This is a genomic window from Amycolatopsis kentuckyensis, from assembly GCF_041679295.1.
GTDB lineage: Bacteria > Actinomycetota > Actinomycetes > Mycobacteriales > Pseudonocardiaceae > Amycolatopsis > Amycolatopsis kentuckyensis_A.
Window position 1 is genome coordinate 1,021,402 of sequence record NZ_JBGDMD010000001.1, and the last position, 26,695, is coordinate 1,048,096.

The following is a 26,695-nucleotide window of genomic DNA, read 5'->3' on the forward strand; positions in this document are numbered from 1 at the left end:
AGTCTGCCACAGAAGAGTTCGTTCATCGAACCAACCGTGCTAGTCTGCGCGACGAAAGAGTTCGGTCACTGAATCAAATGTGGAGTCCGCATGGCCAGCCGCCCCGGAGCCGTCCTCGTCGCCTCCGGCGGCGGCACGCTGCTCGCGCTCTTCGTCTTCACCGCGCCGCTGTCGATCGTCCCGGCGGTGGCCGGCGGGCTCGGGGCGGGCGCGGTCGCGACGTCGTGGATCCTCAGCTCGATGAGCCTCGGGCTGGCCGTCGCGCTGCTGCCGGCCGGCGCGATCGGCGACGACTTCGGCCGGCGGCGGGTCTTCGTCGGTGGTGCCCTCGTGACGGCCGCCGGGTCGGTGCTGTGCGCGGTCGCGCCCGGGCCGCTGACGTTCATCGGCGGCCGGGTGGTCGAAGGCCTCGGCTCCGCCGCGCTGATCGCGTGCGGGCTCGCGGTGCTCGGCCCGGCGTTCCCGGACGCCGCCGGCCGCGCCCGCGCGACCGGACTGTGGGGCGCCTGCCTGGGTGCGGGCATCGCGATCGGCCCGCTGGCCGGCGCGGCCCTCGACCACGGCTGGCGCGTGCTCTACGTCGTGATCGCGGGATTGTCGCTCGGCGTCGCCGCGCTCGGGCGGGTCCTGCTCACGGAGTCCGAGTCGGACCGCGCGCGGACGGTCGACCTGCCGGGCGCGCTGCTGCTCGGCGGCGGCCTCGCGGCACTGCTGGCCGCGCTGACCGAAGGCCGGCAGGGGTGGACGGAACCCCTGGAACTCGCCTTGATCGCGGCGGCGGTCGTGCTGCTCACGGCGTTCTTCGCCCACCAGAACCGCTCCGGCGGCGGCATGCTCGACCTGACCCTCTTCCGCCGCCCGGCCCTGGTGTCGGCGGCGGCCGGCGCGTTCGTGGCGGGCGCCGGGGTCACGGCGCTGATGGCGTTCCTCTGCACGATGCTCGAAAACGGGCTGGCACTGAGCCCCCTGGGAGCGGCGCTGGTGGTGCTCGCCTGGTCGGCGACGAGCGTGGTCTCGGCGGTGCTGACGCGCCGGCTCCCGGCGTCGATCTCCGGCGGCGCGCGGCTGAGCGCCGGCTTGCTCGTGGTGGCGGCGGGGCTGGTGCCGCTCGCGTTCGTCACCCCGGCCTCGGGTCCGGCGTTCCTGCTGCCGGGCCTGGTGGTGGCCGGGTTCGGGACGGGCGTGGTGAACGCGTCCCTGGGGCGTGAAGCGGTGGCGAGCGTGCCGCCGCACCGGACCGGGATGGGCAGCGGCATCAACAACACGAGCCGCTACGTCGGTGCGGCGCTCGGCGTCACGGTGGTCAGCGTGCTGGCCGTCCACCCGTCCCCGGCCGGCCTGACCGCGGGGTGGAACGTCGCGGTGGTGGTGGGCATCGCGGTATCGCTGGTGGGCGCGGCGGCGATCGCGGCGCTGACGGCCCGGGCGAAGCGCGTCACGCCGGCGGCGGTGTGAACCGATCGAGCATGGCGCGCAGCTCGGCCGCGCCGACGTTCGCCCCGAAGGCTTCGGCGCCGGGCTCGAGGCGCACGCCTTCGGCCAGCGGACCGGCGACGACCGGGTCGAAGCCCAAGGCGTCGACCAGTTCGGCCACCCGGGCCACGTCGGCCGGGTCGTCGCCCGCGAGCGCGATCGCCTTGCGGCCCGCGGTGCCCGCGGGCCGGGCCTCGTCTTCGAGGTCGTGGTAACCCATGTGGTTGAACGCCTTCACGACGCGCGCACCCGCCAGGAAGGCCTGGACCGTCTCGCTGGTCGACTCGCGCAAGTCGGCGCGGACGCCGTCGACCTCCCACCAGTAGTTCATCGCGTCGACGACCAGCTTGCCGGCGAGCGCGGCCGCCGGGAGCGTGCGGTACTTGCCCAGCGGGAGCGCGAGCAGCACGACGTCCGCCTTGGCCGCCGCCTCCCCGGCGGTCACCGCGACCGCGCCGGGGGTGAGCACTTCGACGGTGAGCGCGATCTTCGCCGGTGCCCCGGAGCCGGCCACGAGCACGTCGTACCCGGCTGCGAGGGCGAGGCGCGCCAAGACCGTGCCGACCTTGCCCGCGCCGAGGATCCCGAGGATCATTCCGCCGCCAAGAGCTCGCGCACCATCGGGATCACCTCGGCGCCGTACAGCTCCACCGCGCGCAGGCGGGCGCTCACCGGCTGGGCTCCCGCGGTGTAGATCAGGTCGAACCGGCCGACGCCCAGCTCCGCGACCGCGCGGGCGATCTTGCGGGCGACCGTCTCGGGCGACCCGATGTACAGCGAACCGTGCTCGATCTCCTGGTCGTACTCTTCGCGCCGGATCGGGGCCCAGCCCCGCAGCGCGCCGATCCGGTCGCGGATCACGCGGTAGTGCGGCCAGAACACTTCGCGTGCCTGCTCGTCGGTGTCGGCGAGGAAGCCGGGGGAGTGCATGCCGACCGGGTGGGCGGTCGTCCCGAACTGCGCGGCCGCCTTGCGGTAGAGGTCGACGTACGGCGCGAACCGCCCGGGCGGCCCGCCGATGATCGCCAGCATCAGCGGCAGGCCGTGGCGGGCGGTGCGGATGACCGACTGGGGCGAGCCGCCGACGCCGACCCATGTGCTCAGCCGCCCGCTCTCGGTCTTCGGGTGGACGTCGGCGTCTTCCAAGGGGGGCCGCAGGGTTCCTCGCCAGGTCACCGGTTTCTCGTCGAGCAGCCGCACGAACAGGTCGAGTTTCTCCTCGAACAGCGCGTCGTAGTCGCTCAGGTCGTAGCCGAACAGCGGGAACGACTCGGTGAACGAACCCCGGCCGAGGATGACCTCGGCGCGCCCGTTCGACAGGGCGTCGACCGTCGCGAAGCGCTGGAACACGCGGACCGGGTCGTCCGAGCTCAGCACCGTGACGCCCGATGACAGCCGGATCCGCGACGTGCGCGTGGCGATGCCGGCCAGCACGGTCTCGGGGGTCGAGATCGCGTACTCGGGCCGGTGGTGCTCGCCGAGCGCGAGCACGTCGACGCCGAGTTCGTCGGCGAGCACGGCCTCCTCGACCACCTGCCGGATGGCCGCGGCGGGGGAGAGCGGGCGCTCGGCCTCGTCCTCCGGGACGTCGCCGAAGGTGTCGAGCCCGAATTCCACGTCAGTCACGATGGCTCCTTTGGTTGACACGTCAATCATCCGCTCGATATGATTGACGTGTCAACCAGGAGGTGCGGTGACCCAGCCGACACGACGGCGGCGCGTGCTGCCGACCACGGAAGAGCTGCGCGTCTGGCGCGGGTTCATCGAGACGGCCGAGGCCCTGCGCGCCGAGCTCGGCGCGCGCCTGCAGGCCGAGAGCGGGCTGTCGCCCGGCGACTACACGGTCCTGCTCGCCCTCAGCGAGGCGAAGGAACAGCGGCTGCGGTCGTCGCAGCTCGCCGACGACGTCGGCTGGGAGCGCAGCCGCCTGTCACACCACCTCGGGCGGATGGAGAAGCGCGGCCTGATCCGTCGGGAGGAGTGCCGGACGGACAACCGGGGCGCGGAGGTCGTGCTGACGCCGGAAGGCGACGCGGCGTTCCGCGCGGCGACGGTCCCGCACCTGACCGCGGTGCGCGAGCTGTTCGTCGACGCGCTGACCCCGGAGCAGCTCACCGCGGCCGGCGAGGTCGCGGCGGCGCTCCGGGCCAACCTCGGCTAGAGCCCGTAGGTCTTGCCGATGATGTCGCGCTGGATCTCGCTCGTCCCGCCGTACACAGTGGACACCACGGTCGATCGCAGCAGGCGTTCCATGCCGTACTCGGTCGCGTACCCGTAGCCGCCCAGCATCTGCATGCCGTCGAGGGCCATCGCCTTCGCGAACTCCGTCGCCTTGAGCTTCGCCATGGACGCCTCGCGCGGCAAGGGTTTCCCGGCCGCCGCGTCGATCTTGCGGGCGACGTCGTGCACCAGCAGGCGGGTGCACTCCAGTTCGGTGGCGTGGTCGGCGAGCCGGTGCCGCAGCGCCTGGAACGACCCGACCGGCCGCCCGAACTGCCGCCGCTCCTTGACGTAGGACACCGTGTCGTCGAACGCGCGGCGCGCGGTGCCGAGCATCAGGGCCGCCAGGATCATCCGCTCCAGGTTCAGCCCCGCCATCAGCTGCCGCCAGCCCTGCCCGACCTCGCCCACCACCGCGTCCCCGGGCAGTGTGCAGCCGGTGAAGTAGAGGTCGTTCACCTCGCGCCCGCCCATCGTGTCGATGCCGTGCACGGCCAGGCCGTCGACGCCCGCGGGCACCGAGAACATCGTCAGGCCGTCGTGCTTGCCGCCGTCGGCGGACGTGCGCGCGACCAGCAGGATGTGCTGGGCGATGTGGGCGTTGGAGCACCACGTCTTCTGGCCGTCGACGACCCAGCCGTCGTCCTGCCGGACCGCCTTGCACGCGAGCGCGCCGACGTCGGAGCCGGCGCCGGGCTCGGACATCGAAACGGCGAGGACGTCCCCGCGGAGGAAGGCGCCGAGCACCTCGTGCTTGCGTTCCTCGGCGGCGAACTTCTCGTACGACGCCGCGGTGATCACCGACGTGGCGAACCCGCCGATCGGCGCCTGGTGGTAGGCCGTCGTCTCCAGGAACAGCACCAGGTCGAGCATGCCCTGGCCGGCGCCGCCGTACTCCGTCGGCACGGCGACACCGAGCCAGCCCAGGCCGGCCATCTTGCGGTACAGCGCGTCGTTGTGCGGGTTCCGGCCGTCGTCGGTGAGTGCCAGCCACTTCTCGCGGGTGCCCACCTCCCGGCGGCAGAAGTCGTCGACGGCGGCGACGAAGTCGTGCTGTTCGGTCGTCAGGCTCACGGACGCTCCCGGCGGTCGGAGATACAAGGCAACCTGCTTTGTATCTTCATATCCGCGAGCGGCTCAGCTGTCCAGCATCGGGACGAGGTAGCGGCGGGCGAGGTCGGCCAACTGCGCCTCGTCGTCGAGGTCGACGACGTGACTGGGGATCGCGAGGAAGGACGCGGACACCCGGACCATCAGCTCGGCCACGACCTCGACGTCGAGCTCGGCGGACACGGTCCCGGCGTGCTGCTCCCGCCGCAGCTGACCGGCCACGAACCGCTGCACGGTGGCCAGCGTCCGGCCGCCGTCGGTGATCATGGACGAGGCGAGCAACCCCGGTTCGGCGGCGATCAGGCCGCCGATCAGCGGGTTGCCGCGGATGGCGCGCAGCGAGCTGACGAAGCCGAGCACGACCCGGTCGGCGACGGTCTCGGCCTGCTTGATCTCGACGAGGAACCGGTCGAAGTACCGGCGGTACTCCCGGCGCACGACGTGCTCGACCAGCGTGTCCTTCGTGGCGAAGCGCCGGTAGACGGTGATGCGCGACAGCCCGGCCCGCTTGGCGACGTCCTCCATGGTGGACCGCTGGATGCCCAGCCGGCAGAACTGCTCGTAGGCCGCGTCGAGCACGCGGACGCGGATCTCGTCGGCGTCGCCGACCTGCTCGAGTGCGTCGGTGTAAGCGCGTTCCAGGAGCGACTCCGCGCCCGGCGCGGAGGTGAACGGCGACACCACGGGTTCCACGGCCACCTCCTGATCCTGCCAGCCTAGGTCTTGCCCGCCGCGGCGCGACATGCTCTGATACAGAGTGCCAGTGCACGTATCTAAGTATCATCGGTCGTCTCGACTCCGGAGGAGCAGCGATGGCCGAATTGACCCGCCCGAACGCGTTGAAGCGCGGCGACGTGCCAGCGGTGAACGCGGCGCTTCGTCGAGCGCGCGCGGCAGCTGCCGTCGTGGGCGGATCCCGGCAAGCTCGCGACGTCGTTCGCGTTCACCGAGAAGCGCGGCCTAACCGGCCGTCCTGACCGGGTCCGCTCAGAGGCCGCAGGCTTTCGTGAGCGCGGTGACCTGGTCGGTCTTCTGCCGCACCCAGTCGGCCGGACCGGTCACGAGGTCGTCGGCCGTGGTGCGGCGGAGGGTCTCCGCCAGGGAGCCGATCGCGTCGCCCACCGTGGTGTTCGCCGCGCGCTCGGCCAAGCCGGCCAGTTCGTCGCCTGCCGCGTGGGCGCGGTCGGCTGCCGCCTGCGGGTTGGTGAGGTCCGGGGTGACCGTGGCGATCCGCACGGCTTCCGTGCACACGCTCACCGTCGAGGCGGCGTCGCCGACGCGGCCCGCCGTTTCGGCGGCCGCGCCGCACGCGGTGAGGCTCAGCACCAGGCCGGTGCCGATGGCGGCCGCCGTCAGTCGTTTCGTCGAACGCATTCCGGGGATTCCTTTCGTCAGGACGACCGGACCGCGGTGCGGGTCCGGATCAGACTGGCGATGACGGCCGTCGCGAGGATCGCGCCCACCACCGCCAGCGACAGGGCCGTCGGGATCTTCCAGATCTCCAGCAGCAGCATCTTCGCGCCCACCCAGACCAGCACCAGCGCCAAGCCGAGCTTCAGGTAGACGAACCGGTGCATCAGGTCCGCCAGCAGGAAGTACAACGCGCGCAGGCCCAGGATCGCGAACGCGTTGGACGTGAACACCAGGAACGGCTCCTGTGTCACCGCGAAGATCGCCGGGATCGAGTCGACCGCGAAGACCACGTCGGTCACCTCGATCAGCACCAGCACCGCCAGCAGCGGCGTCGCCACCCAGCGGCCGGCCTGGCGGACCAGGAACTTCTTGCCGTGGTGGACGTCCGTCGACGGGACGAGCCGGCGGAACACGCGCAGGACGACGTTCCGCTCGTAGTCCACCGGTTCCGAGCGGTGCAGTGCCATCCGGATGCCGGTCAGAACCAGGAAAGCGCCGAACACGTAAAGGATCCAGGCGAAACTCGCGAGCAGCGCCGAGCCGGCCGCGATGAAGACCGCGCGGAACACCAGAGCGCCGAGGACGCCGTAGAACAGAATCCGGTGCTGGTGCTCGCGCGGCACCGCGAAGTAGCCGAAGATGATCGCGAACACGAAGACGTTGTCGACCGCCAGGGACTTTTCGATCACATACCCGGCGAAGTACTGGCCCGCGAACTCCGCGCCCCAGACCCACCAGACGACGGCGCCGAACGCGACGCCCAGCGCCACCCACACGCCCGACCACGTCAGCGCCTCGCGGACGCCGACGACGTGCGCCTTGCGGTGGGCGAACAGGTCGACCGCGAGCATCAGCAGGATGACGCCCAGCACGGCGGCCCAGGCCCAGAAGGGGACGGTCACGGCACACTCCTCCGGTTCGGTGCGAACCGGAGGTCTTCCCGGCCACCGCGAGGTGGCGCCGGCACCGGGTCTGCGCGGGGCAGCCGTATTGACGATGCCGGACCGGGGCGGGTACTCCCCTCCGTCCACTCCAGAATGACGAACTCTGCTTCGTCTGTCAAGTTCGGACGGCTAAGCTGCCCGCATGGCTTCGTGGACGTTCCTGAGCAACCACGCGCACGTCCTGCTGTGCCTGGCCGAGGACCCGGACCACCGGCTGCACGACATCGCCGAGCGCGTCGGCATCACCGAACGCGGGGTGCAGCTGATCCTCGCGGACCTGATCGCCGGCGGCTACGTCGAACGCGAGCGCGTCGGCCGCCGCAACCACTACACGATCCACCCGGAAGGCCGCCTGCGGCACCCGCTGGAAGCCCACCACCGCGTGGCCGAGCTGGTGGCGGCGCTGGGGCACCCGGCCCCGCGGCGCTGAACCCTCAGTCCACCAAGGGCAACGACAGCCGGAAGCACGCGCCTTCGCCGACGGCCGTCGCCAGTTCGACGTCGCCGCCGTGGGCACGGGCCAGCGAGCGGGCGATCGACAACCCCAGGCCCGCGTCCGCTCCGCCGGAGCGGGTGCGGGACCGGTCGGCGCGGTAGAAGCGGTTGAACGCCTTCTCCGCCTGCGCGGCCGTCATCCCCGGGCCGTCGTCGGCCACCTCCAGGACCGCGCGGCCCGCCGCCGTGCCGACGCCGATGCGGACGCTCGTGCCCGGTGGCGTGTGCGCGGCCGCGTTGCCCACCAGGTTCGTGACCACCTGCCGGAGCCGGGCCTCGTCCGCGTCGACCGGGGCCGGTCCCGGCGGTCCGTCGCCGCCCGGACCGGTGAGGGTGACCGTGCGGGACGGGTCGAGCGCACGCAGGTCGTGGCGGGCGTCGCCGGCGAGGGTGCGCAGGTCCATCGGCGCCCGGTCGAGCTGTTCCTCGGGTGCCTCGTCGAGCTGCGCGAGCAGCAGCAGATCCTCGGTCAACGCCGTGAGACGCGTGGCTTCGCGGTCGATGCGCCGCATCGCATCGTCCACATCGGACGGTCCGGGCAGCGCGCCCATCCGGTACAGCTCGGTGGATCCCTTGATGCCGAACAGCGGCGTGCGCAGTTCGTGGCTGACGTCCGCGACGAACGCGCGCATCCGCGCCTCCGACCCCGCTCGGGCGGCGAACGCGTCCTCCAGCTGGCCGAGCATGGTGTTGAGCGACGCCGCGAGGTGCCCGATCTCCGTGCCGGGCGGCGCGAGGACCGGGACGCGCCGGGTGAGGTCGCCGCCGGCGATCGCGGCCGCCGTGTGCTCGATCCGGCGCAGCGGGCGCAGGCCCCGGCCGAGGGCGAACCAGCCGGCCGCGGTCAGCACGACGAGCAGCGCGGCGCCGGTGACGAGGCTGCTCACCCGCAACTGGGCGATCGTGGCGTCGGCTTCCGCGAGCGGCGCGGCCGAAACGACCGTCCCGCCCCAGCGGACGGCCGGGTGCGCGACGGCCCGCCAGCGTTCCGAGCCGTCGGCGGCCCGCAGGTCGGCACCGCTCCCGTCGGTGGGGACCGTGCGCAGCGCGTCGAGCGGCGGCAACGTCGACCCCGGTACCCGCGAGGAGTGGAGGCCGCCCACCACCGCGCCGCCGGCGTCCAGGTAGACGACGTACGGCGAACCGAACAGGTCGAGCGCGGGGTCGAGCAGATCCGGCCGCACGGTGGGGTTCCCGGCTGGGGGCGGGCTCGCGCCGAGGGAGATGAGCTCGGTCATCGAGCGCAGCTGGCCGTCGAGGCGGTCGAGCTGGAAGCGCTCCAGCCGGTCCGCGACGAGTGCGCTGACGAGGGTCAGGCCGGCCAGCAGCAGGCCCGCGGTGAGCAGCAGCAGCCGCGCCCGCAGCGACAGCCGCCTCACCGCCGGGGCTCGCGCAGCACGTAGCCCACGCCGTGCACGGTGTGGATCAGCTTGGGCTCCTCGGTGTCGACCTTGCGCCGCAGGTAGGAGATGTAGGTGTCGACGATGCTGGCGTCGCCGCCGAAGTCCTCGCGCCACACGCGGTCGAGGATCTGCGCCTTGGAGACGACCCGGCCGGCGTTCTCCATCAGGTAGCGCAGCAGCCGGAACTCGGTGTCGGACACGCGGACGGGCCGGCCCGCGCGCGTCACCTGCCGGCCGTCGGCGTCGAGGGCGAGGGTGCCCACGGCCAGCACGGCGGCGGGGTGCCCGGCGGTCCGGCGGAGGATCGCCCGGATCCGCGCGATCAGCTCCGCCAGGTCGAAGGGCTTGGTGACGTAGTCGTCGGCGCCGAGGGACAGGCCGGTGACTTTGTCGGCTTGGCCGTCGCGCGCGGTGAGGAACAGGACGGGCACCGGGCGGTGCTGCTCGCGCAGCCGCCGGACGACCTCGAAGCCGTCCAGGTCCGGCAGCATGACGTCGAGCAGCACCAGGTCGGGTGGTTCTTCGGTGGCCGCGGCGACGGCCGCGCCCGCCGTCGCCGCGGAGGTCACCCGGAAACCGGCGAACCGGAGTGCGGCGGAGAGCAGCTCGCGGACGGTGGGCTCGTCGTCCACCACCAGCAGCCGGGTCATCTCGTCCATGCCCGCGAGGATACGGAGATCGTCCGGACGAGCAGGCTGCCCGCGAACCCGGCGACGGCCCCGCCCACGGCCCCGGCGGCGAGGGCGAGCAGCGGGTTCGCGGCGAGTTGTGCGCCGAGGACGGGGATCGAGAAGCCGAACGCGGTCACCGAGAGGTCGACGGAGAACCGCGAGAGGAGGGCGGTGACGCCGAGAACGCCGCCGACGACCGCGGCGAGCTCCGCGGCTTGACGCAGGGGTGGGCGGCGTCGGCGGACGGCGATCGCGATGCCGCAGCCGAGCAGGACCGCGCCGGCGATCCAGTGGGTGGCCGGGAAGCTGGTGTCCGGGGTGCAGGAGAGCAGGCCGGTGGTGCTGAGGTGCCAGGGAACGCCGAGGCCGGTGAGAACGGCGGCGGCGATCAGCTGGGGGAGGAGGAGCAGGACGGCACCGGCCGCGGCCGGACCGCCGAGCGCGCCGGCCGCGATCAGGCAGACGGCGACGAGGCCGGCCAGCGGCCGGCGCAGGGCTCGCAGGGTTGTTGCTGCGGAAGGGAAACGCGCGATCAGCCAGCAGACGGCGACGACCACGAGGGCCCAGACTGCGGCGCCGGCGACGGTGGGCCCGACGGCGACGGAGAACGCGGCTTCCAGGTGGGCGGGGGAGGGCAGGCCACCTTGGGCGGGTAATCCGGCGCCCAGGCCGCCGGGGAGCGGCTGGCTTGCCCCGACGGAAGGCCCGGTGCCGAGCCCGCCCGGCAAGATCTGGCTCACGCCGGAGGAAGGGCCGGTGCTGAGCCCGGCTGGCAGGGTCGGGCTCACCGCTCCGGAAGACCCGTTGCCGAGCCCGGCCGGCAGGGACTGGCTCATCCCGCCGGAAGACCCGTTGCCGAGCCCGCCCGGCAGCGACTCGCGCACCCCCGCGGAAGAACCCGGAAACGGCAGCCGCGTCGAAGCGCAGCCTCGCGGTGCGCCAACCCCGCCCGGCAAACCCACCTTCCCGCCCGCCCACAACGCAACCCCGCCCAACACCCCCGCGAAAGCCACCCCCGCCACCGCACCCCGCACGAGCAACCCCTCACGGCGCCGCAGCAACAGCCACCCCAAAACCACCGCCCCCGCAAGGGAAACCCCGAGCGGAATCCCGCGCAGCCCGCCCCGCACCCCGACCGGCAGCCCACCGACCGGAGCCGCCTGGAGGTCGACCGACCCACCCACCGCCAACGCGATCACCGGCGCTGTCAACCCGCCGGCGCCGAGGAGCAGCAACCCCGCCGCCGCGACACCGGCCATCGCGAGCAACGCCGCGGCCGCCGCCGCCAACCCGCGGACCACCTCCCGCATCACACGTCCCGGCGCCGGAAGACGACGAACGCCAGCGCCAGCACCGCGGCCACCCCGACGCACATCCCGCCCAGGTTCAGCCACGGGTGCGGGAAGTCCGGGTCGGGCACCGTCTTCAAGACCGCGGACGCCCCGAGCGTCGGCCAGTAGAAGAACAGCCCGCGCACCCACGCCGGGAACAGGCCCGCGAGCGCCGGGACCAGGAAGACGATCCCGACGAGCGTCGCCAGCGCGCCCGCCGTCGCCCGCAGCACCGTGCCGAGCCCGATCGCCAGCAGGGCGATCGCCGCGAGGTAGAGCCCGCCGCCCGTCACCGCGGACAGCGCGCCGGGGTCGCCGAGGGACGCCCGCGGCAGGTCCTGCGCCCCCAACACGGCCTGGCCCAGGAAGAACGCGGCGAACATCAGCACCTGCCCCGCCAGCACGGCGACGGCGACGGCCACCACGACCTTGGCCGCCAGCAGCCGGTGGCGGCGGGGCGTGGCGATCAGGGACGTCCCGATCAGCCCGGTCGCGTGCTCGCCGGTGACGACCAGGATGCCCAGCACCCCGATGATCAGCTGCGCCACGATGTACGACGTCAGGCTGCGGTTGGTCGGGTCCCAGGCCTGCGGGTCCTCGGCGTACGCCTGGCCGGCGGCGTTCATGGCCAGCGCCGTGATGCCGAGCCCGGCCGCGAACAGGCACGCCAGCGTGTACCAGGTGGACCGCAGGCTGCGGAGCTTGATCCACTCGGCGTGGACGGACTGGGCGAAGCTCACGCGCTCGCTCCCTCGTACTCGACGCTGTCGCGGGTCAGATCCATGAAGGCGTCTTCGAGCGAGACGCGCTGCGGGGTGAGTTCGGCGAGCGCGACGCCGTGGTACGCCGCGAGCTTGCCGATCTCCCCGCTCGTCAGGCCGGAGACGACGAGCGAGGCTTCGGCGCCTTCCCGAACGGTGGCGCCGGCGGTGGCGAGCAGCCGCGCGAAACCGGCGTCGGGCGTCCGGACGAGCACGGTCCCTTCGCCGCGCACGAGCTCGCTGACGGCGGTGTCGGCGACGAGCCGGCCGCGGCCGATCACGACCAGGTGGTCGGCGGTCTGCGCCATCTCGCTCATCAGGTGGCTGGACACCAGCACCGCGCGGCCTTCGCGGGCCAGGGAGCGCATGAAGTCGCGGATCCACCGGATGCCTTCGGGGTCGAGCCCGTTCACCGGCTCGTCGAAGATCAGCACGCGCGGGTCGCCGAGCAGCGCCGCCGCGATGCCGAGACGCTGCCGCATGCCGAGCGAGAACCCGGCGGTGCGCTTGCCCGCCACGCTCTCCAGCCCGGTCGCGGCGAGCACCTCGCCGACCCGGCGCCGCGGGAGGCCGTTGCTCACCGCGAGGGCGAGCAGGTGGTCGTGGGCCTTCCGGCCGCCGTGGACGGCGCCCGCGTCGAGCAGCGCGCCGACTTCGGTCAGCGGCACGGGCAGGTCCTGGTAGCGGCGGCCGCCGATGGTGGCGGACCCGCGTGTCGGCGCCGCGAGGCCCAGGATCAGTTTCATGGTCGTGGACTTGCCGGCGCCGTTCGGCCCGAGGAACCCGGTGACCTGCCCGGGTTCGACGGTGAACGACAGGTCGTCCACGACGGTGTCGGGGCCGTACCGCTTGGTCAGGCCGCGCACTTCGATGGTGGTCATGCGGCGAGCGTGGCCCGGCCGCCTGGCCGGTTCCTGGGAGGTTCTGGGAGAACCCTGGGAGTTCGCGCGGCCGGGAGCGGGTTCGCCCGCAGCTTCCCCGGAAATCGATCCCGGCCGGGGTCAGTCCCGGGTGGCGCGGGCGCGCAGGTGCGCCCGTTCGCCGTGCTGCCCGAACAGGATGAGCAGCTCGACAGCGTTCCCGTCGGCACTGCCGAGCCAGTGGGGGAGCGTCGTGTCGAACTCCGCGGCCTCGCCCGCCGGCAGCACCAGGTCGTGCTCACCGAGGACCAGCCGCAGCTTCCCGTGGAGCACGTAGAGCCACTCGTGGCCGTCGTGGGTCTGGTGCGCCGGCTCCGGCGGGCGGTCGCTGCCCGGGATGAGCATCTTGTACGCCTGCATGCCGCCCGGCCGCCGGGACAGCGGCACGAACGTCATGCCGTAGCGGTGGATCGGGGCGAGGTGGACGCGCGGGTCGCCGGTGCGGGGCGCGCCGACGAGGTCGTCGAGCGGGACGCGGTAGGCGCGGGCCAGCGGCAGCAGCAGTTCCAGGCTGGCCCGGCGCTGCCCGCTTTCCAGCCGCGACAGCGTGCTCTCCGACACCCCGGTGGTGCCGGCGACCTCGGCCAGCGTCAGCCCGCGGGTGCGGCGCAGCGCCCGCAGCCGGGGGCCGACCGCGTGCAGGACGTCCTCGATGTCGTCGCTCACCCGGCCATCTTGCCGAAACCGCAAGAAAGCGTGCCACTCCGGCACGGCCGCGCCACGGTGGAGCCATGACCGCCACGGAATTCTGGGACGCCCACTACGCGACCCCGCGCGCCGCGCCCCGCCCGAACGTCCGGCTCACCGAAGCCGTCGCCGACCTGACGCCCGGCACGGCGCTCGACCTGGGCAGCGGGGCCGGCGGCGACACGCTGTGGCTCGCCCGCCGCGGCTGGCGCGTGACCGCGGCCGACATCTCCGGCGTCGCGACCGCCCGCCTGGCCGAGCGCGCCCGCGCACTCGGGCTCGGCGACCGCGTGACCGCCGAGCGGCACGACCTGGCCGGGACGTTCCCCGTGGGTCGCTTCGACCTCGTCTCGGCGCACTACCTGCACACGTCCTTCGCGTTCCCGCGCGCCCGTGTGCTGCGCCGGGCCGCGCACGCGCTGGAGCCCGGCGGCCGGCTGCTGGTCGTCGACCACGGGTCCGTCGCGCCGTGGTCGTGGGACCAGGAGGCCCGGTTCGCCTCGCCTCGGGAAGTGGCCCGGTCGCTCGACCTCGACGCCGCCGGGTGGACCGTCGAGCGCGCCGAAGCCCGGTCCCGCCGGGCCACCGGACCGGGCGGGCAGGTCGCCGAGGTCGTCGACCACCTGCTGCTGATCCGCCGCACCCGCTGACCGTCCGAGGAGGACACCCCATGCCCCGCCGACGCGACACCCCGCCCCCGCGAACCGGACCCGCCGAGAAGGACGTGCTGCGCGGCTTCCTCGACCAGCTGCGCGCCGCCGTGGCGGCGAAGGCCGAGGGCGTCCCCGAACCGCAGGTCCGAACGCCCGGCGTGCCCTCGGGCACGTCCTTGCTGGGCTTGGTCCGGCACCTGACCCACGTCGAGCGCTTCACGTTCCTCGGCGAGCCGACCGCCGACTGGCCGGCCACCTTCCGGCCGCGGCCGGACGAGACGGCCGCCGCGCTCCTGGCGGCTTATCGCGCCGCGGTCGCCGAGGCCGACGCGGTGATCGACGCGTGCGCCGACCTGACCGAGCCGGTGGCCCGGCCCGGCAGGACACCGCCGTCGATGCGCTGGGCCCTGGTGCACATGATCGAGGAGACCGGCCGCCACGCCGGCCACGCCGACATCCTGCGCGAACTGATCGACGGGTCGACGGGCCGGTGACCGGGTTCGCGCCGCCCGATGTGCGACAGTGGCGGGATGAACGGCCCGAACCACCACCGGCCGGCCTCGGTCGCGGAGCTCGCGCGGAGTCCCGCGTGGACGGTGACCGGGGCCCGTGGACGCTGGAGCACCGCCGAGCGCGTCCTCGCCCTCGGCGGCAACCGCTGGGTGGTCGGGCTGACCCCGACGGCGGGTGGCGCGACGGCCCTGATGCTGTGGTGCGACGACGACGTGGTCGCCCACCGGCGCGGTCCGGAGGCGGCGCTGTGCGAGACCGCGCTGCGGTGGGTGGCCAACCTGCTGGCCGGCCGCCCGTGGGATGCGCGCTGAGCCGGACGCGGTTGCCGAACTCGCCGCGTGCCCGGCGCCGTTCGGGTGTCCCTGCCGCCGCGAAGGGGTAGTCCCTCCGGAGGTGCTCTCGGACGGAAGGTGGCTCACGTGCCGGAATGGGTGGAGGCGGGACTGTGGGGTCTCGTCGGCGGCGTCGCGCTGGTGCTGGGCGCCGCCGTCGCGTGGTGGGTGCGGGTGCCGCGGCGCGTCGTCGCCGGGATCATGGCCTTCGGAGCCGGGGTGCTCATCTCCGCGCTGGCCTTCGACCTCGTCGACGAGGCTCAGCGGGCCGGCGGGCTGGGGCCGACCGCGGGCGGCTTCCTCGGTGGCGCCGTCGTGTACGTCGCGATCAACGTCGTCCTCGCGCGGCGAGGAGCCCGGCACCGCAAGCGCTCCGGTGACCAGCAACCGTCCGAACAGGACAGTGCCGGCAGTGGTGCGGCGATCGCCGTGGGCGCCCTGCTGGACGGCGTCCCGGAGTCGGTCGTGCTCGGCGTTTCCCTGCTCGGCGGCGGGGGAGTGGGCCTGACGGTGCTGGCGGCGGTGTTCATCTCGAACGTCCCGGAGGGACTGTCCAGCGCGGCGGGGATGAAGACGGCCGGCCGCGGCGCCGGCTACGTCTTCGGGGTGTGGAGCGGGATCGCGCTCGCCAGTGGCGCCGCCGCCCTGCTGGGGAACGTCCTCCTGCGCACCGCCCCACCGGCGACGATCGCGGCGATCACCGCGGTGGCCGCCGGCGCGATCCTGGCCATGATCGCCGACACCATGATCCCGGAGGCTTTCGAACGCACCGAGCTCTACACGGGCCTGCTCGCCACGCTCGGCTTCCTGACGGCGTTCGTGGTCGAACACGCCGGCTGAGCCGGGCCCGCCGGTGCGGCGGGCCCGGGTACCGGTCCTAGCGGACGGTCTTGTTCGCGGCGAAGTAGGCGTTCGACGGCGCCAGGAACGACAGCACCACGCCGACCACGGCGACGACCACGCTGACGTAGCTGAGCCACGTGCTCTGCCCGGCCAGCACCGAAATCAGCTGCAGGGCGGTGATCACCGTGAGCACGATCCGCGCCCAGTTCCGGCCGGCGCGCAGTTTGAACGCGAAGAGCAGGTAGAGCGCGGCGATGATCACGGCGATCACGAGCGCGACGACCATCGTGATCGTCACGGCCTGGTCGATCTGCGCGTCGGTCAGCGAGCCGCCGCTTTGTCTGTTCGAATTCCGCAGCGTGTCGGCGATCGCGTCACGGCTTGCGAAGATCAGGAGGCCGCCGATAAGGCTGATGACAGTCGAAGCGATGAACGCCCAGAAAGCGCCTTCGACCGTGCTGGGCCGGGCCGGCGCGGCGGCGGGCTGCCCCGTCGCCGCGGATTCGGGGTAGTTCGGGTAGTTCGGTGATTCGGTCATAGAGATCGAATAGCACGCTCATGACCCGGCTGCCGAATGAACGGCCATTTCCGGCGCGAAACCGTGATGTCGGACAGTCAGCGCCGGCGGCCGAGGGCCTCCCGTTTGACGAAACCGATCACCGCGGTCGCGACGAACAGCACCGCGCCGACGACGACCAGCCAGAAGAGGCCCTTGATGACGATGCCGAGGACGGCCAGGACGGCCCAGACCACCAGCAGCCCGATGAGAAGACCCATGTCAGCTCCCTGTCGAAGGATGCCGGCGGGATACCCGCGCACCCGGCTCGCTACACGCGGCGGCGCCGTCACCGGTACGCCCGGGTGACGGCGCCCGTGGCAGGTCCCGAGCCCAGTGGCTCCAGGGCGTGAGAACCTCCCGCCGAGGGGTCAGCCGTCCCCTCGCTCGGGGGAGACGCGCGTGTGCAGGCTCGCCTCCAGCTTGGCGAGCAGGCCGGTGAGCGTCGCGCGCTCGTCCCCGTTCAGCCCGCCGATCAGGTCCGCCTCGTGCTCGAGCAGCCGGCGCACGGTCGCCTCGATCAGGGCGTGGCCGTCCTCGGTGAGCTTGACCGCCACCGCGCGGCGCGACGCCGGCGACGGTGACCGCTCGACCAGGCCGGCCTGCTCGGCGCGGGCGATCCGCTGGGAGATCGCGCCCGCGGTGACCAACGTGCGGCGCGTGATCTCGCGCGTCGTCAGCTCGTACGGCGGCCCGGCGCGGCGGATCACGCTCAGCAGGTCCAATGTCGACGGATCGATCCCGAGCTCGGCCAGCGTCCGGCGCCGGTCGTCGGCGAGGAGCTTGGCGATGCGCCAGGCGGGCGTGATGACCTCGATGGACTCCGTCCGCACGCCGGGCAGCTCGCGCTGCCACGCCGCCGCGATGTCCGCCGCGGGCCAGCGCAGGATCGCTTCCATCGGGTAGCCGTCGTTGGACACCGTCGCCTCCGCGTTGCTACGTTTAGGGCTAAACATAGCAGAGGAGGAGTTCTCGTGAGCCGTATCGTGCTGGTCACCGGCGGCGGGAGCGGGCTCGGCAAGGCGGTCGCCGCCCGTTTCCGCGAGGCCGGGGACACCGTGGTCGTCACCGGCCGGGACGCCGAGCGCCTGGAGCGCGTCGCGAAAGAGCTCGACGTCCGGCCGATCCCGTGCGACGCCACCGATCCCGGGCAGGTGGCCCGGCTGGCGGACGAACTGGGCCCGGACCTCGACGTGGTCGTGAACACGGCGGGCGGCAACACCGACTTCGGCGGCGAGCAGGGCCCGGGTCTGGCCGGCGTGCTGTCGGCGTGGCGGGCGAACCTGGACGCCAACCTGTTCAGCGCCGTGCTGACGACGACCGCGGTGCTCGGCAAGCTGCGGCCGGGCGGGACGATCGTCAACGTCGGGTCGATCGGCGCCGAGTACGCGTCGAGTTCCTACGGGGCGGCGAAAGCGGCGCTGGCGGCGTGGACCGCCGGGCTGTCGTCGGAAGCCGGCCCGAGGGGGCTCACCGCCAACCTGATCTCGCCGGGGTACATCGCGGAAACCGAGTTCTTCCAAGGGAAGCTGACCGATCAGCGGCGTGAGGCGCTGATCGCGGCGACCCACAACGGCCGGGCCGGCCACCCCCGGGACGTCGCGGAGACCACGTACTTCCTGGCCTCCGAAGGAGCCCGCCACATCACCGGCCAGACGCTGCACGTGAACGGCGGCGCGTTCACGACCCGCTGACGTCCACTGTGGAGTCCCAGCCCAGGTCTGCGGAAATCGTCGCGGCGGCCCGTGCGGTGATCCGGCCGGCGTCGTCGAGGCGCTCCCCGAGCCGGCCGGCGGGCGCGGAGACGTTGAGCGCGGCGACGACCCGGCCGCGGAAGTCGCGCACCGGCGCCGAAACGCCGACCAGGCCCGGTTCGAATTCTTCGCGGACGCGGGCGTACCCGTCCCGGCGGGCTTCCTCGACCTTCGCCCACAGCTGGGGCAACGTGTCCACTTCGGACGGATCGGGAAAACGCACGTATAGGTCGTCGGGGGAGGCGTCGAGCAGCAGCACGCGCCCGGCGGACGTGCGGCGGGCCGGGACACCGCGGCCTTCCCAGCCGGGCGCGCGGAAGGAGTGCCCGGACACCGAAAGCACGGTGAGCACCTCCTGGCCGCGCAGGACGCAGAGGTGGGTGGTTTCCTCGAGGTCGGCCGACAGCTGCCGCATGACCGGCTCGGCGACGCGGACGAGCCGGTCGTCGACGGTCCGGGCGACGAGCGAGAACAGCCGCCGGCCGAGCCGGTAGCCGAGCGTGTCGGGGTCCCGTTCGACGACGCCTTCCTCGGCGAGTGCCTTCAGCGCCCGCGAGACCTGGCTCTTCTCCCGCCCGGTGAGCCGGGCGAGCCGGACGACGCCCAGCCCACCGGCGCGCTGGGCCTCCGGGGAGGCGAGCGCTTCGAGGAGGTCCAGGTCGCGGCGGAGGCCGTGCCCCGGGTGGCGCGGGTCGTCGGGCATGCCGCGAACGTAGCAAGCCGCGGTTGGCGTGAGCGCAACGCGCGTTGCGATCTCCCGCCGCGGCTTGCCCGGCGTTTCCGGCGGCTCCTACCGTCGGCCTGTGCGGATCACGGCCATCACCCTCGACCGGCTGCGGCTGGAGCTGGACCCGCCGCTGCGCGCGGCCTGGGACCCGGACCCGCGCCGGCACTTCGACGCCACGATCGTGCGTGTCCACACCGACGACGGCGTCACCGGCATCGGCTCCGGCGACACCATGGCCGGCTTCGCGGCCGTCGAGCACCTGTTCCTCGGCGAGGACCCCCTCGACATCGTCCGGCACGTCGAGGCCATCGAGACGGCGAACTTCCACGGCGGCCGCTTCTGGCCCCTGGAGGCCGCGCTCTGGGACGTCATCGGCCAGGTCGCCGGCCTGCCGGTGGCGACGCTGTTCGGAAACGCCTCGCGCTCGCTGCCCGTGTACGCCTCCTCAGCGGAGCTGAAGCCGCCGGAGGAGCGCGTCGAAACGGCGCTGCGGGCGCGGGAAGCCGGGTTCCGGGCGATGAAGATCCGCATCGCCCGCGACCGCGTGGAGGACGGCGTCGCCGCGGTGGCGGCCGTCCGCGACGCGCTCGGCCCGGGCTTCCGGATCATGGTGGACCTCAACCAGTCCTGGCGGATGGCCGGCGACACGAGCGCCGCGACCGACCTGGCGGACACCCGGAAGCTGGTGCGCCGGCTGTCCGAACTGGACGTCTTCTGGGTCGAGGAACCGTTGCCCTACCACGATCTCGCCGGCTTCCGGACACTGCGGGCGGAGAACCCGGGGGTCCGGATCGCGGCGGGGGAGATGCACCACTCGGTGCCGGAGCTGCTGCGGTACCTCGAAGAAGACGTCCTCGACGTCTACCAGACGGACGTCGTGCTGGCGGTCGGCCTGCACCGCGCCCGGACGCTGGCCGAGCTCGCGCGGCTCAAGCACCGCGCGTTCACCCCGCACAGCTGGACCAACGGCATCGGGGTGCTGGCGAACCTGCACGTCTCGGCCGGGGTCGGCGGCGGGCCGTACTTCGAGTTCCCGTGGGATCCGCCCGGCTGGACGCCCGAGCGCCGCGACTTCATGCTGGTGCAACCGCTGATGATCACACCCTCCGGCGACCTGGAGGTGCCTTCGCGACCGGGTCTGGGCGTCGAACTCGACGAGGAGGCGGTGGACCGGTGGCGGATCTGACGCGCTGGACCGTGGAACCGGCCGGCCGGACCGAATACGGTCCCGGCGTCCTGGCCGAGCTGCCCGCCTTCGTCGATTCCCTGGGGCACGCGCGGGTGTTCGTGGTCACCGACCGCGGCCTGCGGGCCACCGGGATCGTCGGGCGCGTCGAGAAGATCCTGACGGCGGCCGGGATCGAGCACGTCGTGCACGAGGACGTCGGCCCGAACCCGTCGACGGCGGAGCTGGACTGCGGGGCCGCGCGGCTGCGCGAGTTCGGCGCTGCGACGGTGCTGGCGCTCGGCGGCGGGTCGGCGCTGGACGCGGCCAAGGGCATCTCGCTGCTGGCCGGCAACCCGGGCGCGGCCGCCGCGGACGCGGACCGGCTGTGGGACGCGAGCGACGGCCTGCCGCTGATCGCCGTGCCCACCACCGCGGGCACCGGCGCCGAGACCAACGGCTTCGGCGTCACCGAAGACCGGTGCACCCGCCGGAAGGTCTACATCGGACACTCGTCGGTGCGGCCGCGGATCGCCGTCCTGGACCCGGAACTGACGCTCGGCCTGCCCGCCGCGGTGACCGCCGCGACCGGGTTGGACGCCTTGGTCCACGGCATCGAGTCATTGGCGTCGCGCGGGGCGACGCCGTTCTCGGCGGCGTACGCGACGCAGGCGGTCGAGCTGGTCGGGCGCTGGCTGCCGGTGGCCTGCCGCGACGGCGGCGACCTGGCGGCGCGGTCCGGGCTGATGCTCGGCGCGCACCTGGCCGGGCACGCGCTCACGCTGTCCGGGCTCGGGCTGGTCCACGGGATCGGGCACGCGCTGACCGCGCACACGGGCACCCCGCACGGCGTCGCGCTGGCGGCGGTGCTGGAGGAGGTGATGGCGTTCAGCGAGCCGGCGGCCGCGGAGGCGTATGAAGCGACCGCCTGGGCGTTGCGCCGGCCGGGTGCGGCAATCGAGGCGGTGCGGGAGATTTCCGGCGTCCTCGGGATCAAGCGCCCGCTGCGCGAACTGGGCGTCACCCGTGCGGACGTCCCGGCGATCGCGGCGGCCGCGGTCGCCGACGCGGTCACGAAGAACACGCCCCGGCTGCCGTCGGAAGGGGAGGTCGCCGAACTCCTCCACGGGGTGTACTAAGCGGCCAGGTCGGCCGCCACCGCGACCAAATGGGGCGCCAGCGCGTCCGCGATCACGGCGTAGCCCGCCGACGAGGGGTGGAACCGGTCCGCCGAAAAGAGCGAGCCGTCCGCGGCGAACCGCTCGGTGAGCTGGGGGCCCGCGGCGGCCACGGCGCCGCCGGCCCGGATCGCGGCGTCCGCCTGGGCGCTCGCGTAGTGACCGCTCGCCGCGGAGACCAGCTGCCGGTAGGGCCCGGGCACCCGCGACACGATGCCCAGGTCGGGGGCGGGGATGACGACGACGCGGGCGCCGCCGCGGACGAGCCGGGCCACGGCGTCGTGCAGCTGCCGCGCCCCGACCGCCGGTGCGACGAACCCGGCCAGGTCGTTCGCGCCGATGACGATCAGCGCCAGGTCGACGCCGTCGCGCAGGGCGGCACCGGCCTGGCGGGCCAGGTCGGAAGAACGGGCGCCGGGCACGCCGTAACCGCGCAACCGGACGTCGTGGCCCTCGCCGCGCAGCCGCCGTGCGAGGCGCTGCCCGAGGGTGTCCTCCGGGCGCGCGCTGCCGACGCCTGCGGCGAGCGAGTCCCCGAGGACGCAGAATCGAAGAATGGTCATCGGTTCTTACAACGTCCGCGAGCCGTCGTTGTTTCCCGGGCGGTCCGCGTGACCGGGACGGTGGTCGTGCGGGTGCTGCTCGGGCTGGTGCTGGTCGTCGCGCTGGTGCTGGCACTCGTGTGGGTGTTCCAGCGCCGGCTGATCTATGCGCCGGACACCTCTCCGGTGCCGGCGGCCGCCACGGTGCTGCCCGGCGCCGAGGACGTCCGGTTGCGCACCGCCGACGGGCTCGAACTGGGTGCCTGGTTCGTCCGGCCCGCTCACGGGGAACCGATCGCGACGGTGCTGGTGGGAGGCGGCAACGGCGGCAACCGGGCCGGCCGGGCGCCGCTGGCGGCGAAGCTCGCGCAGGCGGGGCTGGCGGTGCTGGTGTTCGACTACCGCGGCTACGGCGGCAATTCCGGTGATCCCAGCGAGGAGGGACTGGCGCTCGACGTCCGCGCGGCGTGGCGCCACCTCACCGAGGACCGGCGGGTGCCGCCCGGCCGGATCCTCTTCTACGGCGAGAGCCTCGGCTGCGCGGTGGTGGCGGAGCTGGCGCTGGAGCACCCGCCCGCCGGGCTGCTGCTGCGGTCGCCGTTCACCGAGCTGGCCGCCGTCGGGGCCGAGGTGTACCCGTACCTGCCGGTGCGGCTCCTGCTGCGCGACCGGTTCCCGGTGCGGGAGGAGGTCGCCCGCCTGCGCGTCCCGACGGTGGTGGTCCTCGGCGGCCGCGACTCGATCGTCCCGCCGGCCCAGAGCCGCGAGGTGGCCGCGGCGGCCTCGGCGCGGCTGGTCGAAATCCCGGACGCCGACCACAACGACCCGGTGCTGCTCGACGGGCCCGAGCTCGTCGCGGCGGTGCTGTCGCTGGTGCCGCGCTAGGCGTTGGTGCTCACCCAGGTGGCGATCTGGGCGCGGTTGGTGCGGCCGAGCTTGGTGAGGATGTGCTGGACGTGGCTTTCCGCCGTCCGCTCGGAAATGTGCAGCAGCGCGGCGATCTGCTTGTTCGTCAGCCCGTCGGCCACGTGCGCGGCGACCTCGCGTTCGCGGCGGGTCAGCGGGCCCGGGGTGTCCCCGCGCGAGGCCGCCGCCAGCGCGTCGGCGGCCTGCCGGAGCGGGGCCATGCCGAGCCGCTCGGCCGTCGCCGACACCGACGCCGCCAGGCCGAGCGCTTCGTCGACGTCGCCCGGGCGAGCGCGCCGCGCCAGGGTCTTGGCCAGCTCGAAGCGCGCCAGCGTCGCGTACGGCGGGGTGCCGGCCTCGTCGTTGGCCGCGATCGCGAGCCGGGACTCCCGCACCGCCTCGTCGAGCCGGCCGGCGGACGCGGCCGCGAGCGCGAGGTACCGGTGGACCGAACCGGTGACGAGGATCGAGCCCGCGCCGCCCGTGACGAACAACCCGGCGTGCGGCCGCAGGATCGCCGCGGCCCGCTCGACGGCCTCCGGCGGTCCGAACTCCGCGCCCAGCTCGACGGCCGCGGCGGCGACCGGCAGCGTCGCGGGCACCGGCGCGGGCTGGGAAACCGAACCGCGGTGGTAGAACTCGGCCGCCCGGGCCCGGTCGCCGGCCTGCATCAGCCACGCCGCGTGCAGCAGCGAGACGAACGGCGGGGCGTGCTCGGTGAAGATGCGCTCCATCGCGGGCGTCACCAGGCCGGTCCGCCCGGTGAGCCCGGCGACGGACGCCAGCACGGTGATCGGCACCCCCCGCAACGACATGTGCGCCCGGTCGGCGACGAGCGCGAAGCTCTGCCGCAGCGCCTCGACGGCGTCGTCGAACCGGCCGCGCGCGATCGCGAGCGTGGCGGAACTGCGCAGGTGGTGCCAGCGCGCGAGCGGGCGGCGGAGGCGTTCGGCCGGCACCCGCAGCGCGTCGAGTTCCTGTTCGGCCTCCCCGAACCGGCCGAGCATGAGCAGCGCGTCGAACCGCCACAGGTGCCCCCACAACAGCACGTCGGCGTCGTCGCGGTCCTCGCCGAGGGCGAGCATGCGGTGGGCGAGGGCCAGCCGTTCGTGCACTCCGTCGGGGGAGGAGCGCACCATCTGCCGGGCCCGCAGCGCCGAGCAGAGCACGTGCGGGTCGCCGAGCCCCTCGGCGATCGCCAGTGCCTCGGCCGACGCGGCTTCGGCGTGGCCGCCGCCGAAGAACCCGGCTTCGCCCGCGTGCAGGGCGAGCAGCCGGGCGCGCAGCGGGTCGTCGCCCGGCGGCAGCTCGGCGAGCGCTTCGCGGGCGATCTTGGCGCCGTTGAAACTGCCCCACGGGTCGGACAGGCCTTCCATGGCCAACGCGATTTCGCCCAGCAGCGCCGGGTCACCGGCCTCCCGGGCCGCGCCGGCGGCGGTTTCCAACGCCCGGGAACCGCGTTCGATCTCGCCGCCACGCAGGTGCGCCACGCCTTCGCGGCGCCCCAGCCGGGCCCGGTCGGCGGCGGCCGCGGGGGCCGCGCCGAGCGCCCGCCGGTAGAGCTCGGCGGCGCGTTCCCAGGCGAGCTGGGCCAGCGCCTGGTCGCCGGCGCGCTCGGCCCACTCCGCGGCTTTCGCCGCGTCACCGACGGGCAGCGATTCCAGCCAGTGGTGGGCGATTTCCGACGTCCGGGCCGGGGCGCGGCGCTCGAGCCACGCCGCCATCCGGGCGTGCGCGGTCAGCCGGGCCGCGGTCGGCAGGGCCGCTGCCGCGGATTCCCGGATCAGGTCGTGCTTGAAGCTGTGCGCGGTCACGATGCCGGCTTCGGCGGCCTCGTCGAGGTCGGTCAGGACGTCGGCGGCGGGGCGGCCGGTGACCTCCGCGAGCGCGGCCGGGTCGACGTCGCGGCCGAGCACCGCGGCGGTCGCGACCAGCAGCCGGCACGGTTCGCTCAGCCGCGCGAGCCGCGCCCGGACGGTGTCCACGACGCCGTCCGGCAGCGCGTCGCCGCCGGCGCCGGCCAGCCGGGCGAGTTCGGCCACGAAGAAGGGGTTGCCGCCCGAGCGGCGGCTGACCAGCGTCGCGACGTCGGCGGGGACACCCCCGCGGCCGAGCTGCTCGACGACCTCGGCTTCGGTCAGGCCGGCCAGCCGGATCCGGGTCAGCACCGGCTCGCGGGCCAGCGCGGCGAGAGCGGTGGTGAGGGCTTCGCGGCCGGTCGTCTCGGTGTCCCGGTAGGTGGCGACGATCAGCACGGGCGCGCGGTCGAGGTCCCGCGTGAGGTGGACGAGCAGGGCGAGCGACGCGGCATCGGCCCACTGGAGGTCGTCGAGCACGGCGAGCAGGCCGTGGGGGGTGGCGGCGTCGCGCAGGCCGTCGGCGAAGGCTTCGAAGGCTTGGAATCGGGCCTCGGCGGACCCGTTCGCGTCGCCGGTGGGGAACGGCCGGTCCAGCGAGCGCGCCAGCTGCCGGAAGACCCAGTAGGGCGGGCTGCCTTCGTCGTCGCTGGCGCGTCCCCAGCCGACGGGGACGCCGGCGTCTTCGGCGTGCCGGGCGAGTTCCCGGGCGAGGCTGGTCTTGCCGATGCCGGGCTCGCCGACGACGAGCACCACGCGGCCCCGCCCGGCCCGCGCTTCCGCGAGGCCGGCGCGCAAGAGGGTCAGCTCGCCGGCCCGGCCGACGAAGCCCCGGCCGAGCTCCATGCGCCAGTACGATACGGCGGTTCAGCGGCTTCGGCGTGCTTTGCCAGGCCGGTGGGGGATGCGGGCCGACGCCGTCAGCGGGGCTCGCCGGGCCAGCGGAACTTCGGCCCGGCCGGCCAGAGCGGCGCCGGGAACCACGACGCCCGCGCCAATCCCTTCACCAGCGCCCGCCAAAACGCCTTCACGCTACCCACCTCCCTCGCGCGCAGACCGCCCGGACCCGCAGCAACGCCCGCGGATCGGCCACGGGATCGCCGTCCACCGCCAGCAGGTCCGCGTCGAAGCCCGGCGCCACGCGGCCCTTGCGGTGCGCCAGCCCGCACACGCCCGCCGCGACCGACGTGATCGCCCGCAGCGCGTCCGCGGGGGACAGCCCGATCTGGCGCAGCATCAACGGCGCCCACGGCAGCACCCCGTGCGGTTTCACCGGCGCGATCCCCGCGTCCGTGCCCGCGACCACCCGAGCCCCCAGTTCCCGCAGCCGCCGGTAGTTCGCGACCACGCCCGGCATCCGGCGCGCGATCTCCTCCGGCGGGGCCAGGCCCTCGACCGGCACCATGCCGACCGTCGCCCCCACGGCCACCCCCTGGTCCACGACGGCGCGCAGCAGCTCCTCGGAGTGCTCGACCCCCGTCGCCGTCCAGAACGTCACGTGCTCCATGCCGTCCACACCGGCCGCGAGGGCGTCGGCGATCGCCGACGTCCCGTGCGCGTGCGCGGTCACCGGCAGCCCGTGGCGGTGGGCCTCGTCGACCGCGGCGCGCAGGACGTCCCGGTCGAACTGGGCGTCCTCCTGGCGCGTGCCCGGCGTCATCGTCCCGCCGCTCGCCATGATCTTGATGACGTCCGTGCCGCGTTCGACGTGCTCGCGCACCGCCGCCCGCACCCCCGCCTCGCTCGCCTCCGCGACGCCGCCGAGGAAGTGGCAGTGCCCGCCGGGACTGGTGATCGGCGGCCCGGCGGCGACCAGCGACGGCTGGTCCGCGCGGTCCCGCAGCGCCAGCGACAGGTAGCCGCGGTCCCCGAGGTCCCGCACGGTGGTCACCCCGGCCCGCAGCGACGCCCGCCCGGACTCGGCCATCGCGGCGAGCGCCTGCTCGTCGTCCCGGGCGGCGAGCCGCGCGACCGGCTCGGTGCTGGCGTCGAAGGCCAGGTGGACGTGCGTGTCGATCAGCCCGGGCAGCAGCGTCGCCCCGCCGAGGTCCACGACGTCGGCCCCATCGGGCGCGACCCCGCCGGACTCGACCCCCAGGATCGTGGTGCCGTCCAGCACCACCAGCGGATTCGCCACGAGAGCGGACCCCACACCGTCGAACAACCGAGCCGCGCGCACGGCGGTGAGCCGCCGCCGTTCGGTCACGAGAAGCTGTTTCGTCATGCGGCCACGATCGGCCGG

30 protein-coding genes are annotated in these 26,695 nt (G+C 74.0%); 11 read left to right on the forward strand and 19 right to left on the reverse strand.

Annotated features, from left to right (window positions below; all coding sequences use genetic code 11):
* Positions 1–90 precede the first annotated feature (90 nt).
* Positions 91–1,455 carry an MFS transporter gene (locus ACERZO_RS04755; protein ID WP_372662232.1) on the forward strand — a complete coding sequence of 455 codons (1,365 nt, stop codon included), beginning with the start codon at positions 91–93 and terminating at the stop codon, positions 1,453–1,455.
* Here ACERZO_RS04755 and ACERZO_RS04760 read toward each other — a convergent pair.
* Together ACERZO_RS04760 and ACERZO_RS04765 are read right to left on the reverse strand one after the other, a co-directional pair.
* Complete coding sequence (locus ACERZO_RS04760; protein ID WP_372662235.1) at positions 1,436–2,068, reverse strand: NADPH-dependent F420 reductase; 633 nt, start codon at positions 2,066–2,068, stop codon at positions 1,436–1,438. The genes ACERZO_RS04755 and ACERZO_RS04760 overlap by 20 nt on opposite strands.
* On the reverse strand, positions 2,065–3,099 hold the full coding sequence (locus ACERZO_RS04765) for an LLM class flavin-dependent oxidoreductase (protein ID WP_372662238.1): 1,035 nt from the start codon (positions 3,097–3,099) through the stop codon (positions 2,065–2,067). Before ACERZO_RS04765 ends, ACERZO_RS04760 begins: the two co-directional genes overlap by 4 nt.
* Before the next feature lie 67 nt (positions 3,100–3,166).
* On the opposite strand from ACERZO_RS04765, the gene ACERZO_RS04770 reads away from it, so the two are divergent.
* Positions 3,167–3,634: a MarR family winged helix-turn-helix transcriptional regulator gene (locus ACERZO_RS04770; protein ID WP_372662241.1), complete on the forward strand. Its 468-nt coding sequence runs from the start codon at positions 3,167–3,169 to the stop codon at positions 3,632–3,634.
* On the opposite strand, the gene ACERZO_RS04775 is transcribed toward ACERZO_RS04770, so the two are convergent.
* The 4 genes from ACERZO_RS04775 to ACERZO_RS04790 form a co-directional block, all read right to left on the reverse strand.
* A complete protein-coding gene (locus tag ACERZO_RS04775; RefSeq protein ID WP_372662244.1) occupies positions 3,631–4,767 on the reverse strand; it encodes an acyl-CoA dehydrogenase family protein in 1,137 nt (378 codons plus the stop codon). The genes ACERZO_RS04770 and ACERZO_RS04775 overlap by 4 nt on opposite strands.
* A 63-nt stretch (positions 4,768–4,830) precedes the next feature.
* Positions 4,831–5,496 (reverse strand): TetR/AcrR family transcriptional regulator, encoded by a 666-nt coding sequence (locus ACERZO_RS04780; RefSeq protein ID WP_372662247.1) that lies wholly within the window; start codon positions 5,494–5,496, stop codon positions 4,831–4,833.
* Between the two features lie 294 nt (positions 5,497–5,790).
* Positions 5,791–6,177 (reverse strand): bacteriophage spanin2 family protein, encoded by a 387-nt coding sequence (locus ACERZO_RS04785; RefSeq protein ID WP_372662250.1) that lies wholly within the window; start codon positions 6,175–6,177, stop codon positions 5,791–5,793.
* Positions 6,178–6,194: 17 nt separating this feature from the next.
* Positions 6,195–7,118, reverse strand: a complete 924-nt coding sequence (locus ACERZO_RS04790; protein ID WP_372662254.1) for a TerC family protein — start codon at positions 7,116–7,118, stop codon at positions 6,195–6,197.
* A 184-nt stretch (positions 7,119–7,302) separates the two neighbouring features.
* Here ACERZO_RS04790 and ACERZO_RS04795 point away from each other — a divergent pair, with 184 nt between their 5' ends.
* Positions 7,303–7,590, forward strand: coding sequence for a helix-turn-helix transcriptional regulator (locus tag ACERZO_RS04795; protein WP_372662257.1), 288 nt, complete (start codon positions 7,303–7,305; stop codon positions 7,588–7,590).
* A gap of 4 nt (positions 7,591–7,594) precedes the next feature.
* Here the strand turns inward: ACERZO_RS04795 and ACERZO_RS04800 are convergent, their stop codons facing one another.
* From ACERZO_RS04800 to ACERZO_RS04825, 6 genes are all read right to left on the reverse strand, one after another.
* Positions 7,595–9,034, reverse strand: a complete 1,440-nt coding sequence (locus ACERZO_RS04800; protein ID WP_372662260.1) for a sensor histidine kinase — start codon at positions 9,032–9,034, stop codon at positions 7,595–7,597.
* Complete coding sequence (locus ACERZO_RS04805; RefSeq protein WP_372662263.1) at positions 9,031–9,717, reverse strand: response regulator transcription factor; 687 nt, start codon at positions 9,715–9,717, stop codon at positions 9,031–9,033. The genes ACERZO_RS04800 and ACERZO_RS04805 overlap by 4 nt, the downstream gene beginning before the upstream one ends.
* Positions 9,705–11,039 (reverse strand): streptophobe family protein, encoded by a 1,335-nt coding sequence (locus ACERZO_RS04810; protein ID WP_372662266.1) that lies wholly within the window; start codon positions 11,037–11,039, stop codon positions 9,705–9,707. Before ACERZO_RS04810 ends, ACERZO_RS04805 begins: the two co-directional genes overlap by 13 nt.
* Positions 11,039–11,800: an ABC transporter permease gene (locus tag ACERZO_RS04815; protein WP_372662269.1), complete on the reverse strand. Its 762-nt coding sequence runs from the start codon at positions 11,798–11,800 to the stop codon at positions 11,039–11,041. The genes ACERZO_RS04810 and ACERZO_RS04815 overlap by 1 nt, the downstream gene beginning before the upstream one ends.
* Positions 11,797–12,702: an ABC transporter ATP-binding protein gene (locus tag ACERZO_RS04820; RefSeq protein ID WP_372662272.1), complete on the reverse strand. Its 906-nt coding sequence runs from the start codon at positions 12,700–12,702 to the stop codon at positions 11,797–11,799. The genes ACERZO_RS04815 and ACERZO_RS04820 overlap by 4 nt, the downstream gene beginning before the upstream one ends.
* 120 nt (positions 12,703–12,822) lie before the next feature.
* Positions 12,823–13,407 (reverse strand): helix-turn-helix domain-containing protein, encoded by a 585-nt coding sequence (locus ACERZO_RS04825; protein ID WP_372662275.1) that lies wholly within the window; start codon positions 13,405–13,407, stop codon positions 12,823–12,825.
* A gap of 65 nt (positions 13,408–13,472) precedes the next feature.
* On the opposite strand from ACERZO_RS04825, the gene ACERZO_RS04830 reads away from it, so the two are divergent.
* From ACERZO_RS04830 to ACERZO_RS04845, 4 genes are all read left to right on the forward strand, one after another.
* Positions 13,473–14,078: an SAM-dependent methyltransferase gene (locus tag ACERZO_RS04830; RefSeq protein WP_372662278.1), complete on the forward strand. Its 606-nt coding sequence runs from the start codon at positions 13,473–13,475 to the stop codon at positions 14,076–14,078.
* 20 nt (positions 14,079–14,098) lie between these two features.
* Positions 14,099–14,575, forward strand: coding sequence for a DinB family protein (locus tag ACERZO_RS04835; RefSeq protein ID WP_372662281.1), 477 nt, complete (start codon positions 14,099–14,101; stop codon positions 14,573–14,575).
* Positions 14,576–14,611: 36 nt separating this feature from the next.
* Positions 14,612–14,905 carry a hypothetical protein gene (locus ACERZO_RS04840; RefSeq protein ID WP_372662284.1) on the forward strand — a complete coding sequence of 98 codons (294 nt, stop codon included), beginning with the start codon at positions 14,612–14,614 and terminating at the stop codon, positions 14,903–14,905.
* Positions 14,906–15,013: 108 nt separating this feature from the next.
* The gene (locus ACERZO_RS04845) at positions 15,014–15,766 is read left to right on the forward strand and encodes a ZIP family metal transporter (protein ID WP_372662287.1); all 753 of its coding nucleotides are present in this window, start codon (positions 15,014–15,016) and stop codon (positions 15,764–15,766) included.
* A 37-nt stretch (positions 15,767–15,803) separates the two neighbouring features.
* Here ACERZO_RS04845 and ACERZO_RS04850 read toward each other — a convergent pair whose 3' ends face one another.
* From ACERZO_RS04850 to ACERZO_RS04860, 3 genes are all read right to left on the reverse strand, one after another.
* Positions 15,804–16,307: a hypothetical protein gene (locus ACERZO_RS04850; protein WP_372662290.1), complete on the reverse strand. Its 504-nt coding sequence runs from the start codon at positions 16,305–16,307 to the stop codon at positions 15,804–15,806.
* A gap of 77 nt (positions 16,308–16,384) precedes the next feature.
* Complete coding sequence (locus tag ACERZO_RS04855; protein ID WP_372662293.1) at positions 16,385–16,546, reverse strand: hypothetical protein; 162 nt, start codon at positions 16,544–16,546, stop codon at positions 16,385–16,387.
* A 150-nt stretch (positions 16,547–16,696) separates the two neighbouring features.
* A complete protein-coding gene (locus ACERZO_RS04860; RefSeq protein WP_372662296.1) occupies positions 16,697–17,245 on the reverse strand; it encodes a MarR family winged helix-turn-helix transcriptional regulator in 549 nt (182 codons plus the stop codon).
* Positions 17,246–17,299: 54 nt separating this feature from the next.
* On the opposite strand from ACERZO_RS04860, the gene ACERZO_RS04865 reads away from it, so the two are divergent.
* Positions 17,300–18,019, forward strand: coding sequence for an SDR family NAD(P)-dependent oxidoreductase (locus ACERZO_RS04865; protein ID WP_372662299.1), 720 nt, complete (start codon positions 17,300–17,302; stop codon positions 18,017–18,019).
* Here the strand turns inward: ACERZO_RS04865 and ACERZO_RS04870 are convergent.
* Positions 18,006–18,782, reverse strand: a complete 777-nt coding sequence (locus tag ACERZO_RS04870; protein ID WP_372662303.1) for an IclR family transcriptional regulator — start codon at positions 18,780–18,782, stop codon at positions 18,006–18,008. The two genes, ACERZO_RS04865 and ACERZO_RS04870, sit on opposite strands and share 14 nt — an antisense overlap.
* 100 nt (positions 18,783–18,882) lie before the next feature.
* On the opposite strand from ACERZO_RS04870, the gene ACERZO_RS04875 reads away from it, so the two are divergent.
* Together ACERZO_RS04875 and ACERZO_RS04880 are read left to right on the forward strand one after the other, a co-directional pair.
* Entirely contained in the window at positions 18,883–19,992 is a 1,110-nt protein-coding gene (locus ACERZO_RS04875) for a mandelate racemase/muconate lactonizing enzyme family protein (RefSeq protein ID WP_372662306.1), read from the forward strand.
* Complete coding sequence (locus ACERZO_RS04880) at positions 19,980–21,110, forward strand: iron-containing alcohol dehydrogenase family protein (RefSeq protein WP_372662309.1); 1,131 nt, start codon at positions 19,980–19,982, stop codon at positions 21,108–21,110. Before ACERZO_RS04875 ends, ACERZO_RS04880 begins: the two co-directional genes overlap by 13 nt.
* Here the strand turns inward: ACERZO_RS04880 and ACERZO_RS04885 are convergent.
* Complete coding sequence (locus tag ACERZO_RS04885; protein ID WP_372662312.1) at positions 21,107–21,712, reverse strand: SGNH/GDSL hydrolase family protein; 606 nt, start codon at positions 21,710–21,712, stop codon at positions 21,107–21,109. The genes ACERZO_RS04880 and ACERZO_RS04885 overlap by 4 nt on opposite strands.
* 48 nt (positions 21,713–21,760) lie before the next feature.
* Here ACERZO_RS04885 and ACERZO_RS04890 point away from each other — a divergent pair, with 48 nt between their 5' ends.
* A complete protein-coding gene (locus ACERZO_RS04890) occupies positions 21,761–22,576 on the forward strand; it encodes an alpha/beta hydrolase (RefSeq protein WP_372662315.1) in 816 nt (271 codons plus the stop codon).
* On the opposite strand, the gene ACERZO_RS04895 is transcribed toward ACERZO_RS04890, so the two are convergent.
* Together ACERZO_RS04895 and ACERZO_RS04900 are read right to left on the reverse strand one after the other, a co-directional pair.
* Positions 22,573–25,299 carry an ATP-binding protein gene (locus ACERZO_RS04895; protein ID WP_372662318.1) on the reverse strand — a complete coding sequence of 909 codons (2,727 nt, stop codon included), beginning with the start codon at positions 25,297–25,299 and terminating at the stop codon, positions 22,573–22,575. The two genes, ACERZO_RS04890 and ACERZO_RS04895, sit on opposite strands and share 4 nt — an antisense overlap.
* Before the next feature lie 181 nt (positions 25,300–25,480).
* Positions 25,481–26,677: an amidohydrolase family protein gene (locus ACERZO_RS04900; RefSeq protein ID WP_372662321.1), complete on the reverse strand. Its 1,197-nt coding sequence runs from the start codon at positions 26,675–26,677 to the stop codon at positions 25,481–25,483.
* Positions 26,678–26,695 lie beyond the last annotated feature (18 nt).

What these genes read in the sequence shown, in the direction of transcription:
- ACERZO_RS04755 (WP_372662232.1), top strand. Translation starts at nt 91, where the DNA reads ATGGCCAGCCGCCCCGGAGCCGTCCTCGTCGCCTCCGGCGGCGGCACG.
- ACERZO_RS04760 (WP_372662235.1), bottom strand. Translation starts at nt 2,068, where the DNA reads ATGATCCTCGGGATCCTCGGCGCGGGCAAGGTCGGCACGGTCTTGGCG.
- ACERZO_RS04785 (WP_372662250.1), bottom strand. Translation starts at nt 6,177, where the DNA reads ATGCGTTCGACGAAACGACTGACGGCGGCCGCCATCGGCACCGGCCTG.
- ACERZO_RS04795 (WP_372662257.1), top strand. Translation starts at nt 7,303, where the DNA reads ATGGCTTCGTGGACGTTCCTGAGCAACCACGCGCACGTCCTGCTGTGC.
- ACERZO_RS04805 (WP_372662263.1), bottom strand. Translation starts at nt 9,717, where the DNA reads ATGGACGAGATGACCCGGCTGCTGGTGGTGGACGACGAGCCCACCGTC.
- ACERZO_RS04810 (WP_372662266.1), bottom strand. Translation starts at nt 11,039, where the DNA reads ATGCGGGAGGTGGTCCGCGGGTTGGCGGCGGCGGCCGCGGCGTTGCTC.
- ACERZO_RS04820 (WP_372662272.1), bottom strand. Translation starts at nt 12,702, where the DNA reads ATGACCACCATCGAAGTGCGCGGCCTGACCAAGCGGTACGGCCCCGAC.
- ACERZO_RS04830 (WP_372662278.1), top strand. Translation starts at nt 13,473, where the DNA reads ATGACCGCCACGGAATTCTGGGACGCCCACTACGCGACCCCGCGCGCC.
- ACERZO_RS04835 (WP_372662281.1), top strand. Translation starts at nt 14,099, where the DNA reads ATGCCCCGCCGACGCGACACCCCGCCCCCGCGAACCGGACCCGCCGAG.
- ACERZO_RS04840 (WP_372662284.1), top strand. Translation starts at nt 14,612, where the DNA reads ATGAACGGCCCGAACCACCACCGGCCGGCCTCGGTCGCGGAGCTCGCG.
- ACERZO_RS04850 (WP_372662290.1), bottom strand. Translation starts at nt 16,307, where the DNA reads ATGACCGAATCACCGAACTACCCGAACTACCCCGAATCCGCGGCGACG.
- ACERZO_RS04855 (WP_372662293.1), bottom strand. Translation starts at nt 16,546, where the DNA reads ATGGGTCTTCTCATCGGGCTGCTGGTGGTCTGGGCCGTCCTGGCCGTC.
- ACERZO_RS04870 (WP_372662303.1), bottom strand. Translation starts at nt 18,782, where the DNA reads ATGCCCGACGACCCGCGCCACCCGGGGCACGGCCTCCGCCGCGACCTG.
- ACERZO_RS04885 (WP_372662312.1), bottom strand. Translation starts at nt 21,712, where the DNA reads ATGACCATTCTTCGATTCTGCGTCCTCGGGGACTCGCTCGCCGCAGGC.
- ACERZO_RS04895 (WP_372662318.1), bottom strand. Translation starts at nt 25,299, where the DNA reads ATGGAGCTCGGCCGGGGCTTCGTCGGCCGGGCCGGCGAGCTGACCCTC.
- ACERZO_RS04900 (WP_372662321.1), bottom strand. Translation starts at nt 26,677, where the DNA reads ATGACGAAACAGCTTCTCGTGACCGAACGGCGGCGGCTCACCGCCGTG.